This is a genomic window from Lysobacter enzymogenes, assembly GCF_017355525.1.
GTDB lineage: Bacteria > Pseudomonadota > Gammaproteobacteria > Xanthomonadales > Xanthomonadaceae > Lysobacter > Lysobacter enzymogenes_C.
Genome location: NZ_CP067395.1, coordinates 5,747,532 through 5,762,477, shown reverse-complemented (window position 1 = coordinate 5,762,477; position 14,946 = coordinate 5,747,532). Strand labels below are relative to the sequence as shown.

Here is a 14,946-nt window from a genome sequence, read left to right as displayed (position 1 = left end):
TTATGCGCCGGGGCACGCAGTGCCGCATCATCGATGCCCCGGACCGATTGTTTTCGCAGCATTCGCCCCCATCTGAACCACACTCTCCGCCCAACCCGCCGCCGCGCCGCACGCCGCGCAGCCAGGGTGACGCCCTGTCCACCAGCGGCTAACCTAGCCGCCCCCAGCGAAGCCTTCCTCACGTGTCCGCTCTTCTGCCCAAACCCGGCCAGCAGCGCGCCTGGTGGCGCGCGCCGGCCTCGCCCTCCGCGCTGGCCTGGGCGATCGCCCGCGCCGCCGGCGAACACGACGGCCCGCTGCTGGCGGTGACCCGCGACAACCACGGCGCGCATCAGCTCGAAGCCGATCTGCGCACCCTGCTCGGCGCCGAAGGCGCGGCCGACGGCGCGCTGCCGGTGCTGCCGTTCCCGGATTGGGAGACGTTGCCTTACGACGTCTTCAGCCCGCATCCGGACATCGTCTCGCAACGCCTGTCCGCGCTGCACCGGCTGCCGTCGCTCAAGCGCGGCATCGTCGTGGTGCCGGTGCAGACGCTGCTGCAGAAGCTCGCACCGCTGCGCCACGTGGTCGGCGGCAGCTTCGACGTGCGCGTCGGCCAGCGCCTGGACCTCGACGGCGAAAAGCGCCGGCTCGAATCGGCCGGTTACCGCAACGTGCCGCAGGTGCTCGACCCCGGCGATTTCGCCGTGCGCGGCGGCCTGCTCGACGTCTATCCGATGGGCGCGGACTCGCCGTTCCGGGTCGAACTGCTCGACGACGAGATCGAGACCATCCGCGCGTTCGATCCCGAATCGCAACGCTCGCTCGACAAGATCGAACGCGTGCGCCTTCTGCCGGGCCGCGAAGTGCCGCTCGACGAGGCCTCGCTGAAGCGCGCGCTCGACGCGCTGCGCGAACGCTTCGACCTCGACACCCGGCGCAGCGCGCTGTACCAGGACCTCAAGGCCGGGCTGGCGCCGTCGGGCATCGAGTACTACCTGCCGCTGTTCTTCGAACAGACCGCGACCCTGTTCGATTACCTCGCCGGCAACGTGCTGCCGGTGATCGCCGACGGCGCGCTCGAAGCCGCCGACGCGTTCTGGGCCCACACCGGCGAGCGTTACGAACAACGCCGCCACGACATCGAACGGCCGCTGCTGCCGCCGGACCAGTTGTATCTGACTCCGGTCGGCCTGCGCGAACGGCTCAACCAGGGCGAGCGCATCGAACTGTGCGGCGAGCAGCACGCGCAGCGTCCGCGCGCGCTGGCGCTCGGCGAGCAGCCCGCGCCGAACCTGCCGGTGGCCGCGCGCGACACCGCGCCGGCCGAAGCGCTCAAATCGTTTCTCGCCAGCTATCCGGGCCGGGTGCTGATCGCCGCCGACACCGCCGGCCGCCGCGAGGCCTTGCTGGAAGTGCTGCAATCGGCCGGGCTGCGCCCCGAGACCGTCGCCGACTGGACCGCGTTCCGCGACGGCGCGGCGCGCTTCGCCATCGCGGTGGCGCCGCTCGACGACGGCTTCGCGATCGACGAACCGGCGCTGGCGATCCTGACCGAACGCCAGCTGTTCCCCGAGCGCGCCTCGCAGCCGCGCCGGCGCAAGCGCGCCGGGCGCGAGCCCGAGGCGATCATCCGCGACCTCGGCGAACTGTCCGAAGGCGCGCCGATCGTGCACGAGGACCACGGCGTCGGCCGTTACCGCGGCCTGATCGTGCTCGAAGCCGGCGGCCAGCCCGGCGAATACCTGGAAATCGAATACGCCAAGGGCGACCGGCTGTACGTGCCGGTCGCGCAGCTGCACCTGATCAGCCGCTACTCCGGCGCGTCGGTGGAAACCGCGCCGCTGCATTCGCTCGGCGGCGAGCAGTGGACCAAGGCCAAGCGCAAGGCCGCGGAGAAAGTCCGCGACGTCGCCGCCGAACTGCTGGAAATCCAGGCCAAGCGCCAGGCCCGCGCGGGCCTCGCGCTGGACGTCGACCGGGCGATGTACGAACCGTTCGCCGCGGCGTTCCCGTTCGAGGAAACGCCCGACCAGCACTCCTCGATCGAAGCGGTGATCCGCGACCTCGGCAGCAGCCAGCCGATGGACCGGGTGGTCTGCGGCGACGTCGGCTTCGGCAAGACCGAAGTCGCGGTGCGCGCGGCCTTCGTCGCCGCCGCCGCCGGCAAGCAGGTCGCGGTGCTGGTGCCGACCACGCTGCTGGCCGAACAGCACTACCGCAATTTCCGCGACCGCTTCGCCGACTGGCCGCTCAAGGTCGAAGTGCTGTCGCGCTTCAAGACCAGCAAGGAGATCAAGGCCGAACTGGAGAAGCTGAGCGAAGGCAAGATCGACGTGGTCGTCGGCACCCATCGCCTGTTGCAGAGCGACGTGCGCTTCAAGGACCTCGGGCTGGTCATCGTCGACGAGGAACAACGCTTCGGCGTGCGCCAGAAGGAAGCGCTGAAGGCGCTGCGCGCCAACGTGCACCTGCTCACGCTGACCGCCACGCCGATCCCGCGCACGCTGAACATGGCGATGGCCGGGCTGCGCGACCTCAGCATCATCGCCACCCCGCCGGCGCACCGGCTGGCGGTGCAGACCTTCGTCGTGCCGTGGGACGACATGCAGTTGCGCGAGGCGTTCCAGCGCGAGCTGTCGCGCGGCGGGCAGGTGTACTTCCTGCACAACGACGTCGAGAGCATCGGCCGGATGAAGCGCCAGCTCGAAGAACTGGTGCCGGAAGCGCGCATCGGCATCGCCCACGGCCAGATGGCCGAGCGCGAACTCGAGAGCGTGATGCTCGACTTCCACAAGCAGCGCTTCAACGTGCTGCTGTGCACGACCATCATCGAGTCGGGCATCGACATCCCCAACGCCAACACCATCATCATGAACCGCGCCGACAAGTTCGGCCTGGCCCAGCTGCACCAGCTGCGCGGCCGCGTCGGCCGTTCGCACCATCGCGCCTACGCTTATCTGGTCATCCCGGACCAGCGTTCGGTCACCGCCGACGCGCAGAAGCGGCTGGAGGCGATCGCCTCGATGGACGAACTCGGCGCCGGCTTCACCCTGGCCACCCACGACCTGGAAATCCGCGGCGCCGGCGAGCTGCTCGGCGAGGACCAGAGCGGGCAGATGGCCGAGGTCGGCTTCAGCCTCTACACCGAACTGCTGGAGCGCGCGGTGCGCTCGATCCGCCAGGGCAAGCTGCCGGACGTGGATTCGACCGACGCGCGCGGCGCCGAAGTCGAGCTGCACATTCCGGCGCTGATCCCCGAGGACTACCTGCCCGACGTGCACACCCGCCTGACCCTGTACAAGCGCATCAGCGGCGCGCGCGGCAGCGAGGAACTGCGCGAGCTGCAAGTGGAGATGATCGACCGCTTCGGCCTGCTGCCGGACGCGGCCAAGCACCTGTTCGCGGTGGCCGAGCTCAAGCTCGCCGCGACCGCGCTGGGCATCCGCAAGCTCGACCTCGGCGACAAGGGCGGCCGCCTGCAGTTCATCGAGCGGCCCAATGTCGACCCGCTGTCGATCATCAAGATGATCCAGGGGCAGCCGAAGCTGTATCAGATGGACGGGCCGGACAAGCTGCGGATCAAGCTCGATCTGCCGGATGCGCCGGCGCGGCTGGCGGCGGCGAAGGGGCTGTTGATGTTGCTCGATACCAAGCATTGAGCGGCGGCGGCGCGGCGATCGTCGGATCGCCGGCGCGCGTCGCCAGCGAGGTGTCGCGGTCGCGGCTCGCGCCGCTCCTACAAGAGCTACCGGGATTCGACGGCCTTGCGCGTACCGGCCGCAGCCCCTGTAGGAGCGGCGCAAGCCGCGACCGCGACACCTCGACTACGCCGCAAGCACCAGTACAAAAAGCACTGCCGCCCCGCCCGCCCCTCCGCTAGCCTGCGCGCACCCTCCCGCCGAGCCTTCGCGCATGCTCCGCACTTCGCTCGCTCTAGCCGCCGCCCTCTGCCTCGCCGCCATGCCGACCCTCGCCGCCCCGCCGCTCAAGACCCAGCTCCCGCAGCGCACCGTGCTCAACCTCGCCGCCGCCGAGCAGATCGCCGCGGCCGCCGCAGCCAAGGCGCGCGCGCAGAACCTGTCGGTGTCGATCGCCATCGTCGACGAAGCCGGCCGGCTGCTGCATTTCCAGCGCATGGACGGTACGCCCAACTCCAGCGTCGAAGTCGCCATCGGCAAGGCCGTACACGCCGCCGACTACCGCCGCGACAGCGGTTTCCATCAGAAGCTGCTGGAAGCAGGCAACAACGTCGTGCTGGGCCTGCCGCACTCGCTGCCGATCGAAGGCGGCGTGCGCCTGCTGCTCGGCGATCAGGTGATCGGCGGCATCGGCGTGTCCGGCGCGCAGGCCGCGCAGGACGGGCAGATCGCCCAGGCCGGCGCCGATCTGCTGAAGTGAGCCGCCGCAACGGCTTGCAGTAAGCTGCCGGCTGCCGCATCGCCACGGGAAGCCGCCATGCATCGAATCGCCGCAACGTTGTCGTCCGCCGCGCTGCTGGCGGGCCTGGCCGGCTGCGCCGGCGCACCGCCCGCAGCGTCTGCGCCCTCCGCGCGCTACATCGTGGTGCGCCACGCCGAGAAAGCCGACGACGGCACGCGCGATCCCGAGCTCGCGCCGGCCGGCCGCGAGCGCGCGCAACGCCTGGCAGCGCGCGTGCGCGAGGAACCGCTGCGCGCGGTCTACGTCACCGCCTACCGCCGCACCTTGCAGACCGGCGAGCCGGCCGCGCGCGAACACGCGCTGACCCCGATCGTCTACGACGCCAAGCGCCCGGCCGCCGAATTCGCCGCGCAGTTGCGCCGCGAACGCGGCGACGGCGCGACCCTGGTGGTCGGCCACAGCAACACCGCGCCGGACATCGCCGCCGCGCTGTGCGCCTGCGCGGTCGAGCCGATGCCGGAGACCGAGTACGACCGGCGCATGATCGTCGACATCGACGCGCAAGGCCGCGCCAGCTTGCGGATCGAACGCGACCGCTGACTGCGTCGGCACGGTCGCGCCGCCGCCGCGATCGTCGCCGCGATCGGTGACGCCGCGCGCAACCGCGGCGCGCGCGTCTGGACGGCGCGCTGCGGATCGCCGAGGATCGCAACGACGCGGGCCGCGCCGGCTCTCGCCGACCCGCCCGCCGCAACCCGCCGCGATGCCGGCCCCAGGAGCCTGCGATGAAATCCGTCCCGTTCGCCCTTGCCCTCGCCTGCACGCTCGCCCTGTCCGCGTGCGCCCACGCCGGCGGCGCGGGCCGCAGCCTCGCCGCCGGCCAGTCGGCGCAACTGCATCCCGGCGACAGCGTCGTCCTGCCCGACCAATCGCGGCTGCGCTTCGTCGAAGTCGTCAACGACTCGCGCTGCCGCCCGCAGATGCAATGCATCCGCGCCGGCGAAGCGGTGCTGGCGTTCGAATTGACCGGCGGCGACGGCGCCAAGTCGGCGCTGTCGTTCGACACCTCGGCCGAGCCACGCCAGCACGCCGGCGCCTGGACGGTGGAGCTGCAAGCGCTGGATTTCGCCGAGCCGCCGCAAGCGACGGTGAAGCTCGAAGCGCAGTAAGCGCGGCGACCGCAGCGAAATCCTCATTCCGGCGGCCAATTCGCTTAACTTTTTCCTAAGCAAACGCAGCGCCGCACCACCGCGCAACCAACGCAACGCAACACCCCGAGCCTGCAACACCGAGTTGCAGCCCCGGTTGCGCGATTGCAGCCAAGACGTGCCAATCTGCCTGCATCAGTCCTGCAGGAGAGCCCGTCATGACCATCCTCGTCGCCCCGCGCGTTCACGACCTCGGCGGCTTCCAGGTGCGCCGCGCCGTGCCCAGCCTGCAAGCGCGTTCGGTCGGTCCGTTCGTGTTCGTCGACCACATGGGCCCGGCCGAATTCGCGCCCGGCCAGGGCATCGACGTGCGGCCGCATCCGCACATCGGCCTGGCCACGGTCACCTTCCTGTGGTCCGGCGCGATCGGCCATCGCGACACCCTCGGCAGCGTCCAGGACATCCATCCCGGCGACGTCAACTGGATGACCGCCGGCCGCGGCATCGCCCATTCCGAACGCACCCCCGACGCGCCGCGCGCCGCCGGCCAGGCCGTGCACGGCCTGCAGACCTGGGTGGCGCTGCCGCGCTCGTTCGAGGAAACCGCGCCGGCCTTCCACCACCATCCGGCCGCGACCCTGCCGCAGCAGCGCCGCGACGGCGCCTGGCTGCGCGTCGTCGCCGGCCGCGGCTTCGGCGCCGAATCGCCGGTGCGGGTGTTCGCCGACACGCTGTACGTCGCCATCGACCTCGACCCCGACGCCGAGCTGGACATCGAGGACAGCCACGCCGAGCGCGCCCTGTACATCCTGGAAGGCCAGTCCCAGCTCGACGGCGCCGACCTGCCGGAGAAGCACCTGATCGTGCTCGACCCGGGCACCCGCCCGCGCCTGCGCGCCAAGACCCCGCTCAAGGCCATGCTGCTCGGCGGCGAGCCGCTCGACGGCCCGCGCCACCTGTGGTGGAACTTCGTGTCCAGCTCGCGCGAGCGGATCGAGCAGGCTAAACAGGACTGGGCCGCGGGCCGCTTCGGCCAGATCCCCGGCGAGCACGAATTCATCCCGCTGCCGGAGCGATGATTTTTCCGAATCTGCTCTATGACTTTGCACAAGCGTTTGTCAATCCCCGCAAACTCGACTAAGGTCACGCTCGAAGGCTCTCGCAACACTGCTTAAACCAACAGACGGTTTTCAGGGGGACGTGTCGTGAAGTCATGGGGGAAGGGCCGCGCGTTGCCGTGGCTGGGACTGCTGTTCGTGCTGTGCGCCAGCGCCAAGGCTCAGGAAGCCGAACCGGCCAAGGGCAACTGCCCGATGCTGCCGGCCTCGACCGGCCTGCACTGGGAATACCGCGGCACCGCCGACTCGGATTTCTGCCGCGCGCTGCGCGAGGACGGCAGCGAGGCGTTCGGCCTGTACATCGCGTCGAAATCGCCGTTCGAGCCCAAGCGCGGCAACCGCGCCGAGGAAACCAACATCGACGGCAAGCCGGTCCACTGGTACCGCAGCGAAATCGCCGGCCAGCCCGGCGTGCAGGCGCGCGAGACGCTGATCGAGGTCGGCAACGGCAAGATCGCCCACGTCTGGCTGCAGGCGCAGTCGGCCGACCAGCTCAAGGAGATCCTCGGCCAGACCGAGGGGCTGCGATTTCAGTCGTCGCGACTGAGCAGCAAGTAAACCGCCTCATCACAGCGCAAATGATCCGATGCCACCGTCCTCTGGGCGGTGGCATCGTTTTGCTGCTTCAGCGGCACATTCTGTGATGCATTGCACATTTTTCCGAGTTCGAGCAGCATGAGAATCGGCCTGGCTGAACAGGGTCTGCGTTAACGCCATTCCCTGCTGAACAGGCGCGATCGTCGATCCCGGGGCCGCTGCCTCTCGCAAGAGAGTCGCCCATCCCTTCTTAAGGAAAGACATCATGATCAAGCGACTGGGTGCGGAGTTCATCGGTACCTTCTGGCTGGTGCTCGGCGGTTGCGGCAGCGCCGTGCTCGCGGCCAACTTCGGCGGCGCCGGCAATCCGCTCGGCATCGGCCTGCTCGGCGTGGCGCTGGCGTTCGGCCTGACCGTGCTGACCGGCGCCTACGCGCTGGGCCACATCTCCGGCGGCCACTTCAACCCGGCGGTCAGCTTCGGCCTGTGGGCCGGCGGCCGCTTCCCGGCCAAGGACCTGGTGCCGTACATCGTCGCCCAGGTGCTCGGCGCGATCCTCGCCGGCTTCGTGCTGTTCCACATCGCCAGCGGCACCGGCAGCTTCAGCATCGATCCCAACGCCGCCGGCACCTTCGCCAGCAACGGCTACGACCTGATGTCGCCGGGCGGCTATTCGGCGAGCGCGGCGTTCCTGACCGAAGTGGTCATGACCGCGATGTTCCTGGTCATCATCCTCGGCGCGACCCACAAGAACGCGCCGGCCGGCTTCGCCCCGATCGCGATCGGCCTGGGCCTGACCCTGATCCACCTGATCAGCATTCCGGTGACCAACACCTCGGTGAACCCGGCGCGTTCGACCGGCGTGGCGCTGTTCGCCGGCGCCGCGGCGCTGGGGCAGCTGTGGATGTTCTGGGTCGCGCCGATCCTGGGCGGGCTGATCGGCGGCGCGGTGTATCGGTGGTTGGGCAAGGACGATTGATCGTCCGCATGCGTCAAGAAAAAAGCCGCGCCGATGCGCGGCTTTTTTCATGGCGGCGAGGCAGTCGCGCGAGTTGTGCGCGTGCGTAGTCCGCTGAAGCGAGGCGGCACTGCCGTAACTTCCGAAGCCTCGTCCTAATCCATCATTCCAGCAAAAACCGCAATCCATTTCGATCTTGCCGTTGCCGTTGCCCTTCGCTCCCCCCGCCGCTGCGAACTCGCCACAGACAAACAGAGACCCGAAGGGCGCGCGCATGGATGCGCGCGTGCGGGACCGGGCCAGGATGGCCCTTGTCCCGCATCCCTGCGCAAGCTCCGAACCATAGTGGCTCTTGATTCGAAGACAAGGAAAGCGCCTTTCTTTGGTTACTTTCTTTGGCAAGACAAAGAAAGTGACCCGGCCGCTTGCGGACGGAAGCCGTTGATCTTCGCTGGTCGTCACACGACACACCGCCAACGGCGAAATCAACACGGAAAGACAAGGGCGCGGTAGTTCAGTTGTCGCGGTCGCAGCTCGCGCAGCTCCTACAGGGGCTTCGGCAAACTTCGTGTCCGGCTGTAGGAGCGACGCGAGTCGCGACTGCGGAAGCGCAGCCATTGCGCAGGTTTCGTCGTAGTTGTGTTTTCGCGGTCGCGACTTGCGTCGCTCCTACAGGAGGGGATACGGACCTTTCCGCTCGCCTCAAAGAAAACCGCAACGAAAAGGCCACGCCGAAGCGTGGCCTTCCTCTATCGCTCTCGTACGCGGCCTTCGTCCGCAGCCGCACACCTCAGAACTTGCCTTCCTGAAAATCGACGAACGCCTGCATGATCTCCTGCTTCGTGTTCATCACGAACGGACCATACCGCGCCACCGGCTCGCGCAACGGACGCCCCGCGATCACGATCAACCGGCTGGCCGCATCGCCGTTGCCGAGCTTGAGCGTCGAACCGCCCGCCAACACCGCCATTTCCTGCGCCGCGACCGCACGCGCATCCTCGCCGTCGCCGACCGACACGCCGCCTTCGTACACGTAGGCGAACGCGTTGTGGCCTTCGGGCAATTCGTACTCCCACACCGCGCCGGCTTGCAGTTCGACATCGAGATAGACCGGGTCGGTCGCCGGCTGCGAGATCGGCCCGCGCGCCTCGCCGATGCGGCCGGCGATCAGCTTGACCTGCACGCCCTCGGCCGGCGCCAGTTGGACGATGCGCTCCGGCGCGAACTCCTGGTACTTGGGCTCGGTCATCTTCTCGCGCGCCGGCAGGTTCACCCACAGCTGGAAGCCGCGCATGCGGCCTTCCTCCTGCTCGGGCATCTCCGAATGCACCAGGCCGCGGCCGGCGGTCATCCACTGCACGCTGCCGGGCACCAGCACGCCTTCGTTGCCGTGGTTGTCGCGATGGCGCATGCGGCCGTCGAGCATGTAGGTCACCGTCTCGAAGCCGCGGTGCGGATGCTCGGGGAAGCCGGCGAGATAATCCTCGGGCTGGTCGGTGCCGAACTCGTCGAGCAGCAGGAACGGATCGAGGTCGGGCAGCTGCGGCCCGCCGATGACCCGGGTCAGGCGCACGCCGGCGCCGTCGGAGGTGGCCTGGCCGCGCAGCTTGCGGCCGACGCGGGCGTAAGTGGTGGCGGTGGTGGCCATGGATCTTGCTCCTGAGGGATCGCCGGACTGGCGCTGGGCACAGGATGCCACTGCATTTTCAGAACGATACAACGATAACCGCAATCATCTGTAACAAAAACAGAACGAACTCGGCCGGAGCCTCCTGTAGGAGCGGCGCAAGCCGCGACTGCGGGGTATCCGATCGCGCCGCAAGCTGCGCCGTAGCCGGGTTGGCGCGGTCGCGGCTCGCGCCGCTCCTACAGGGGGCCGACGCGGCGGTTCGTCAGAACGTCTGATTCGTCCACTTGCCCGTTGTCGCACGCAGGACTTCCTTCTTGTCGATCCGCCACGCCTCACGGGCGAACACCAGCGTGTAGCGCTGCTGCCGCGAATAATCGCGCATGACCGGATGGGTCCACACGGTCTCCAGCACGAACTTCTTGCCCAGGTCCTGCACCGCGACCACGCGCTCGTTGGCCGGGTCGTATTCGGGCGGATAGCCGACATCGGGGCCGGCCAGGCGGCCGATCTTGCGCTCTCTCACGGTCAGGAACCGGTCGTAGATCGCGACGAGCCCGGCCCGGATCGGCGCCAGGTGCGCCTCCAGCCCGCCGTTCTCGGGCCGGCTGAGCGCATAGGCCTCGACTTCCCAGGCGTTCATCGCCTCGGCGAACCCGGAGAACACTTGCTGGGCCTGTAGTGCGCGTTGCTCGTCCATGCAAACCTCGCAGGTGACTCTCCGACAGAAAACCGCGGCCGCGCGCCTCAGCCCGGCTCGCGGGTGTAGACGTACACCGTCGCCGGCGGCACGTTGCGCAGAACGAATTCGCCGCGGCGCACGCGCAGCGACAGCTGCCGCGCGACCGCGTCGGCGACCGGCGCGGCCGGGCCGTAGGTGAATTGCACGAACACGCCGCCCGGGCGCAGGCACTGGAACGCGGCGGCGATGATGTCGCGCTGCAAGGGATGCGGCATGGTCAGCAAGCCCAGACCGGATACGATCGCGTCGGCCGGGCCGCCGGCCAGGTAGCCCTGCTCGCGCGCCAGTTGCGGAAGCATGCGCGCGTCGCCGAGCAGCACCGGCACCTGCGGGAAGCGCACTTGCAGGTGCGCGTGCAGTTCTTCGTTGAGCTCCAGCACCAGCAGGTCGGCGTCGGCGATGCCGGCGTCGAGCAAGGCGCGGGTGATCGCGCCGGTGCCGCCGCCGAGTTCGATCACCCGGGCCGCGTCGTCGGGCAGTTCGGCGATCATCGCCGCGGCCAGTTCGGCGCTGGACGGCGCCACCGCGGCCACTCGCAACGGGTTCTTCAGCCACTGGCGAAAGAAGGTCCAGGCGCCGGGCTTGCGGTGCGGCTTCATGCGCGGCTCCGGGCGGTACAGTCCCTGGCGGCGCGGCCGTCGACAGGCCACGCCGCGGCGGCGCCGCTTGCGGACGCCCCGATAACACTGCGGGCGATCATCAACGCGGCTCCAGGCGCCAGCAACGGTGGATGCGCGCGTCGCGTTCGAAATCCGGCGGAATCGTCGCGGCGCTGATGTCCTCGCAGCGGGCGAACTGCGCGATCGCCTCGGTGTCCAGGCGGAAACGGCGGAAGTTGTTGGAGAAGTACAGCACGCCGTTGTCGGCCAGGCGCGCGACCGCGGCGCGCAGCAGGCGCACGTGTTCGCGCTGGATGTCGAAGTCGTCGGCGCGCGCGGAGTTGGAGAAGGTCGGCGGGTCGCAGAAGATCAGGTCGTAACGGCTGCGTTCGGCTTCCAGCCAGGCGATCGCGTCGGCGTGGATCAGCTGGTGCTGGGCGCCGCCGAGGCCGTTTTCGCGCAGGTTGTCGGCGCACCATTGCAGATAGGTCGACGACAGATCGACCGTAACGGTCTGCGCCGCGCCGCCGACCGCGGCCTGCACGCTGGCCGCGCCGGTGTAGGCGAACAGGTTGAGGAAGCGCTTGCCGCGCGCTTCCTCGGCGATGCGCAGGCGGATCGGCCGGTGATCGAGGAACAGGCCGGTGTCGAGGTAGTCGAACAGGTTCACGCGCAGGCGCGCGGCGCCCTCGCGCACCGGCACGAACTCGCCGCGCTGGTCGAACTGGCCGTACTTGCTGCCGCCCTTGCCGCGCGCGCGGGTCTTCACCGCGATGCGTTCGCGCGGCACTTCGAACACTTCGCGCGCCGCGGCCAGCAGTTCGTTGCGGCGGCGGCGCTGGTCGGCCTCGGGAATGTCGGCCGGCGCGGCGTACTCCTGCACGTGCAGGTAGGTGCGCGGCGCGGCTTCGTCGCTGGCGTAGACGTCGATGGCCGCGGCGTACTCGGGCAGGTCGGCGTCGTAGGCGCGGAAGCAGCTCACGCCCTCGCGCTGGCGCCAGGACTTGAGCTTGCGCAGGTTCTTGCGCAGGCGGTTGGCGACCATCTGCGCGCCTTCGCTGAGCGGCTGCGGCGCGGCGTCTTGTTCCATCGCGCGCTGTTCGGCGTGGCCGACGCGGGCGATCGGGTCGCAGACGATCAGCGCGCATTCGATCGCGCCGTTGAACACCTGGTACTTCTTGCTCGCGCGCAGGCCGGTGGCCTGGGCCAGCGCGGGGTCGCCGCACAGCAGGCTCGCGCGCCAGGACGGGACCAGGCGCTTGAGCGCTTCGCCGAGGGCGCGGTAGAGCGCGGGGTCGGCGGCGAGGCGGGCGTCGTAGGGGGGGTTGCAGACGGCTAGGCCAACTGGGGTAGCCGCGCCCCCATCCGCCAGTGCCCCATCGGCGAAGCCGCGTTCCTGCCCGGCCCCGCTCTTTCGCACGTCGCCAGATCCGTCGCGATGAAGCCCTGGATCCCCGCCTTCGCGGGGATGACGGTCGGAGGGTTGCGATTCGTCTTGCGCAACAACGTCGGCTTGCGCAGCAGCGCTCGCCCGCAACGGCTCCGGCACCACCCGCAATGCCTCCACCGCCGCCACGTCCCAACGGATCAACCCCGCCAGCCCCGCCATCGCCTCGTTCTCGCGCGCCGCGCGGATCGCCTGCGGGTCGATATCGCTGCCGGCGAACACCGGCCGCAACGCGGTCAAACCGGCGGTCTCGCGCGAACGCGCTTCCTCGCACAGCGCGCGCCAGCCGGCGAAATCGAAACCGCGCCAGCGCGTCGGCGGCAGCAGGCCGTGGCGCAACAGGCCCGGCGCCACGTCGGCGGCCATCAGCGCGCCTTCGATCAGCAAGGTGCCGCTGCCGCACATCGGGTCGAACAGCGCGCCGCCCTGCGCGTACAGCTTCGGCCATTGCCCGCGCAGCAGCACCGCCGCGGCGAGGTTCTCCTTCAACGGCGCCTCGCCCTGGTGCTGGCGCCAGCCGCGCCGGTGCAGCGGGCCGCCGCCGAGATCGACCGACAGGATCGCGCGGCCTTTGCGCACGACCAGATTCAGGCGCAGGTCCGGCGCTTCGGTGTCCACGTCCGGACGCGCGCCGGTGCGCGCGCGCATCACGTCGACGACCGCGTCCTTGACCCGCTGCGCGGCATAGCGCGCGTGGGTGATGGCCTCGCCCGACACGTGCGCGTCCACCGCCAGGGTGTGCACCGCTTCCAGGTGATCGGGCCACGCCACCGCGGCGACGCCGGCGTACAGCGCGTGTTCGTCGGGGCAGTCGAATTCGGCGATCGGCCACAGCACCCGGCTGGCCAGGCGCGACCACAGCACCGCGCGCTGAGCGTCGGCGAGCGTGCCTTCGACGTTGGCGCCGGCGGTCGCGGCGGTGGCGCGCTGGCAACCCAGCGCGGCCAGTTCGTCGGCCAACAGGTATTCCAGGCCCTTGCCGCAGCTTGCGTAGAACTTGCTCATGCGTATTTACAGACTCTGCAACAGACGGCGAAAAGCGGAGGCGCTGGCGTCGACGTGAGCGGACAGGCGATGCCCGTCGTCGACCAGCAACAGCCGCGCGCGGCGCGGCTGCGCCCAGGCGACCACGTCGCTGGCCGGAATCAGTTCGTCGTTCCAGCCGTGCAGCAGGCTCAGCGGCACGTCGGCCGCCTGCAGCGCCGGCGCCGGGCCCATGTAGATCGGCGGCGCCATCAGGAACAGGCCGGCCGGCCGCACCTGCATCGACACCGCGCCGGAAATGTACGCGCCCAGGCTGGAACCGGCCAGCACCACCGGCCCGCGTTCGGCGGCCGCGCGCGCCAACCCGAGCAGACGCTCGATGCGCGCATACACGTCGCCGTACTTGCTGACCTCGCTGCGCGCGTCCAGGTCGGTGTAGTCGGGGCGCTCGGCGGTCCAGCCCAGGCTGTGCGCGGCGTCGGCCAAGGCGGTGACCTTGGTCGCGTCGGGGCCGCTTTCGAAGCCATGAGACAGGATGCAGTGGCCGTTAACGATCATCTTAGAGCCGAGGTTGAGTAGTTGCAGGTCGCGCCGCATGGATCATCGAATGCGTAACGATCGTCCTGGAGCCGAGTTTGAGTGGTTGCAGATCGCGCCGCATCGATCATCGAGTGCGCAACGATCGTCTTGGAGCCGGGCTTGAGTGGCCGCAGATCGCGCCGCATCGATCGTCGAGCGCGCAACGCGCGTCTTGCGGCCGAGGTCGAGCGATCACAGGTCGCGCCAAGTTCAACGAATCAGGTCCGCAGCGGCCGCGCGCCAGCGCGGCGGCCGCCGTTCGCGCACGACGCACAACGAACGCATTCGCGCTCAAGCTGCGGCATCGCTCACGACCGTCAACGCATCGCCGCGCCGCAGCGCGCCGCCTTCGACGATCCGCGCGCACCAGCCGCCGTGCCCGCGCATCGCGTTGTAGCCGCCCGGACCGAGCGCGGCTTCCATCAGCGAGCACGGATCGCAGGATTCGGTGATCTCCAGCAGCGCCGAGCCCAAACGGAAGCGGCGCCCCTTCAGCGCGATCAGCGGCAGGCCCGACACCACCACGTTGCGCCGCAGCGTCGCCGGCGCGACCGCGTCGAGCCCGGCCAGGGCCGCGACCGCCGGCAGATGCTCGGCCTGGATCAGGGTGATCCCGCGCTTGCCGCTGGCGCCCTGGTAACGGTCGCCGGCCAGGCCCTTGCCGGTCTCGGCCAGCGCCTCGTCGACCTCGCGCATCGCCACGCCGCGCGCCGGGCGCAGGCCGATCCACTCGATCCGGCCCGGCCGCGGCAAGGCGGCCATCAGCTTTCCTAGCGCGGAGTCGGCGGGGGGCAAAACGGTCATGGCGGGCTCCGGAGCAAGGGCGAATGGTAGCATCCGGGCCC

At 69.8% G+C, this 14,946-nt stretch carries 14 protein-coding genes; 7 read left to right on the top strand and 7 right to left on the bottom strand.

The annotated features are described in order from the left end of the window. Positions 1-182 precede the first annotated feature (182 nt). The 6 genes from mfd (at position 183) to JHW38_RS24405 (ending at position 7,186) form a co-directional block, all read left to right on the top strand. Entirely contained in the window at positions 183-3,641 is a 3,459-nt protein-coding gene (mfd, locus tag JHW38_RS24430; RefSeq protein ID WP_207523862.1) for a transcription-repair coupling factor, read from the top strand. Between the two features lie 301 nt (positions 3,642-3,942). Next, the gene (locus JHW38_RS24425; protein ID WP_207523861.1) at positions 3,943-4,380 is read left to right on the top strand and encodes a GlcG/HbpS family heme-binding protein; all 438 of its coding nucleotides are present in this window, start codon (positions 3,943-3,945) and stop codon (positions 4,378-4,380) included. A 57-nt stretch (positions 4,381-4,437) separates the two neighbouring features. Beyond that, on the top strand, positions 4,438-4,962 hold the full coding sequence (locus JHW38_RS24420; protein ID WP_207523860.1) for a SixA phosphatase family protein: 525 nt from the start codon (positions 4,438-4,440) through the stop codon (positions 4,960-4,962). Between the two features lie 185 nt (positions 4,963-5,147). Next, complete coding sequence (locus JHW38_RS24415) at positions 5,148-5,531, top strand: hypothetical protein (protein WP_207523859.1); 384 nt, start codon at positions 5,148-5,150, stop codon at positions 5,529-5,531. 197 nt (positions 5,532-5,728) lie between these two features. Further along, positions 5,729-6,589, top strand: a complete 861-nt coding sequence (locus tag JHW38_RS24410; protein WP_207523858.1) for a pirin family protein — start codon at positions 5,729-5,731, stop codon at positions 6,587-6,589. A gap of 126 nt (positions 6,590-6,715) precedes the next feature. Then, positions 6,716-7,186: a hypothetical protein gene (locus JHW38_RS24405; protein WP_207523857.1), complete on the top strand. Its 471-nt coding sequence runs from the start codon at positions 6,716-6,718 to the stop codon at positions 7,184-7,186. Here the strand turns inward: JHW38_RS24405 and JHW38_RS24400 are convergent. Continuing rightward, on the bottom strand, positions 7,159-7,305 hold the full coding sequence (locus JHW38_RS24400) for a hypothetical protein (RefSeq protein WP_207523856.1): 147 nt from the start codon (positions 7,303-7,305) through the stop codon (positions 7,159-7,161). The genes JHW38_RS24405 and JHW38_RS24400 overlap by 28 nt on opposite strands. Before the next feature lie 125 nt (positions 7,306-7,430). Between JHW38_RS24400 and aqpZ the strand changes: the two genes are divergently transcribed. After that, positions 7,431-8,144: an aquaporin Z gene (gene aqpZ / locus JHW38_RS24395; RefSeq protein WP_207523855.1), complete on the top strand. Its 714-nt coding sequence runs from the start codon at positions 7,431-7,433 to the stop codon at positions 8,142-8,144. A gap of 769 nt (positions 8,145-8,913) precedes the next feature. Here the strand turns inward: aqpZ and JHW38_RS24390 are convergent. The 6 genes from JHW38_RS24390 to JHW38_RS24365 all read right to left on the bottom strand — a co-directional run bounded on the left by JHW38_RS24390 (position 8,914) and on the right by JHW38_RS24365 (position 14,905). Beyond that, positions 8,914-9,771 carry a pirin family protein gene (locus JHW38_RS24390; protein WP_207523854.1) on the bottom strand — a complete coding sequence of 286 codons (858 nt, stop codon included), beginning with the start codon at positions 9,769-9,771 and terminating at the stop codon, positions 8,914-8,916. Between the two features lie 244 nt (positions 9,772-10,015). Continuing rightward, positions 10,016-10,450 (bottom strand): NTF2 fold immunity protein, encoded by a 435-nt coding sequence (locus tag JHW38_RS24385; protein WP_207523853.1) that lies wholly within the window; start codon positions 10,448-10,450, stop codon positions 10,016-10,018. Positions 10,451-10,497: 47 nt separating this feature from the next. Next, positions 10,498-11,091 carry a class I SAM-dependent methyltransferase gene (locus JHW38_RS24380; protein ID WP_207523852.1) on the bottom strand — a complete coding sequence of 198 codons (594 nt, stop codon included), beginning with the start codon at positions 11,089-11,091 and terminating at the stop codon, positions 10,498-10,500. A gap of 100 nt (positions 11,092-11,191) precedes the next feature. Beyond that, positions 11,192-13,543, bottom strand: coding sequence for a bifunctional 23S rRNA (guanine(2069)-N(7))-methyltransferase RlmK/23S rRNA (guanine(2445)-N(2))-methyltransferase RlmL (gene rlmKL, locus JHW38_RS24375; protein ID WP_207523851.1), 2,352 nt, complete (start codon positions 13,541-13,543; stop codon positions 11,192-11,194). A 6-nt stretch (positions 13,544-13,549) separates the two neighbouring features. Next, the gene (locus JHW38_RS24370; RefSeq protein ID WP_207526499.1) at positions 13,550-14,077 is read right to left on the bottom strand and encodes a hypothetical protein; all 528 of its coding nucleotides are present in this window, start codon (positions 14,075-14,077) and stop codon (positions 13,550-13,552) included. A 315-nt stretch (positions 14,078-14,392) separates the two neighbouring features. After that, entirely contained in the window at positions 14,393-14,905 is a 513-nt protein-coding gene (locus JHW38_RS24365; RefSeq protein ID WP_207523850.1) for an MOSC domain-containing protein, read from the bottom strand. Positions 14,906-14,946: the final 41 nt, after the last annotated feature.

Coding starts and splice junctions, on each gene's coding strand:
- rlmKL (WP_207523851.1), bottom strand. CDS start 13,543: ATGAGCAAGTTCTACGCAAGCTGCGGCAAGGGCCTGGAATACCTGTTG.
- JHW38_RS24410 (WP_207523858.1), top strand. CDS start 5,729: ATGACCATCCTCGTCGCCCCGCGCGTTCACGACCTCGGCGGCTTCCAG.
- aqpZ (WP_207523855.1), top strand. CDS start 7,431: ATGATCAAGCGACTGGGTGCGGAGTTCATCGGTACCTTCTGGCTGGTG.
- JHW38_RS24365 (WP_207523850.1), bottom strand. CDS start 14,905: ATGACCGTTTTGCCCCCCGCCGACTCCGCGCTAGGAAAGCTGATGGCC.
- JHW38_RS24425 (WP_207523861.1), top strand. CDS start 3,943: ATGCCGACCCTCGCCGCCCCGCCGCTCAAGACCCAGCTCCCGCAGCGC.
- JHW38_RS24385 (WP_207523853.1), bottom strand. CDS start 10,450: ATGGACGAGCAACGCGCACTACAGGCCCAGCAAGTGTTCTCCGGGTTC.
- JHW38_RS24380 (WP_207523852.1), bottom strand. CDS start 11,091: ATGAAGCCGCACCGCAAGCCCGGCGCCTGGACCTTCTTTCGCCAGTGG.
- JHW38_RS24415 (WP_207523859.1), top strand. CDS start 5,148: ATGAAATCCGTCCCGTTCGCCCTTGCCCTCGCCTGCACGCTCGCCCTG.
- JHW38_RS24390 (WP_207523854.1), bottom strand. CDS start 9,771: ATGGCCACCACCGCCACCACTTACGCCCGCGTCGGCCGCAAGCTGCGC.
- JHW38_RS24420 (WP_207523860.1), top strand. CDS start 4,438: ATGCATCGAATCGCCGCAACGTTGTCGTCCGCCGCGCTGCTGGCGGGC.
- JHW38_RS24400 (WP_207523856.1), bottom strand. CDS start 7,305: ATGCTGCTCGAACTCGGAAAAATGTGCAATGCATCACAGAATGTGCCG.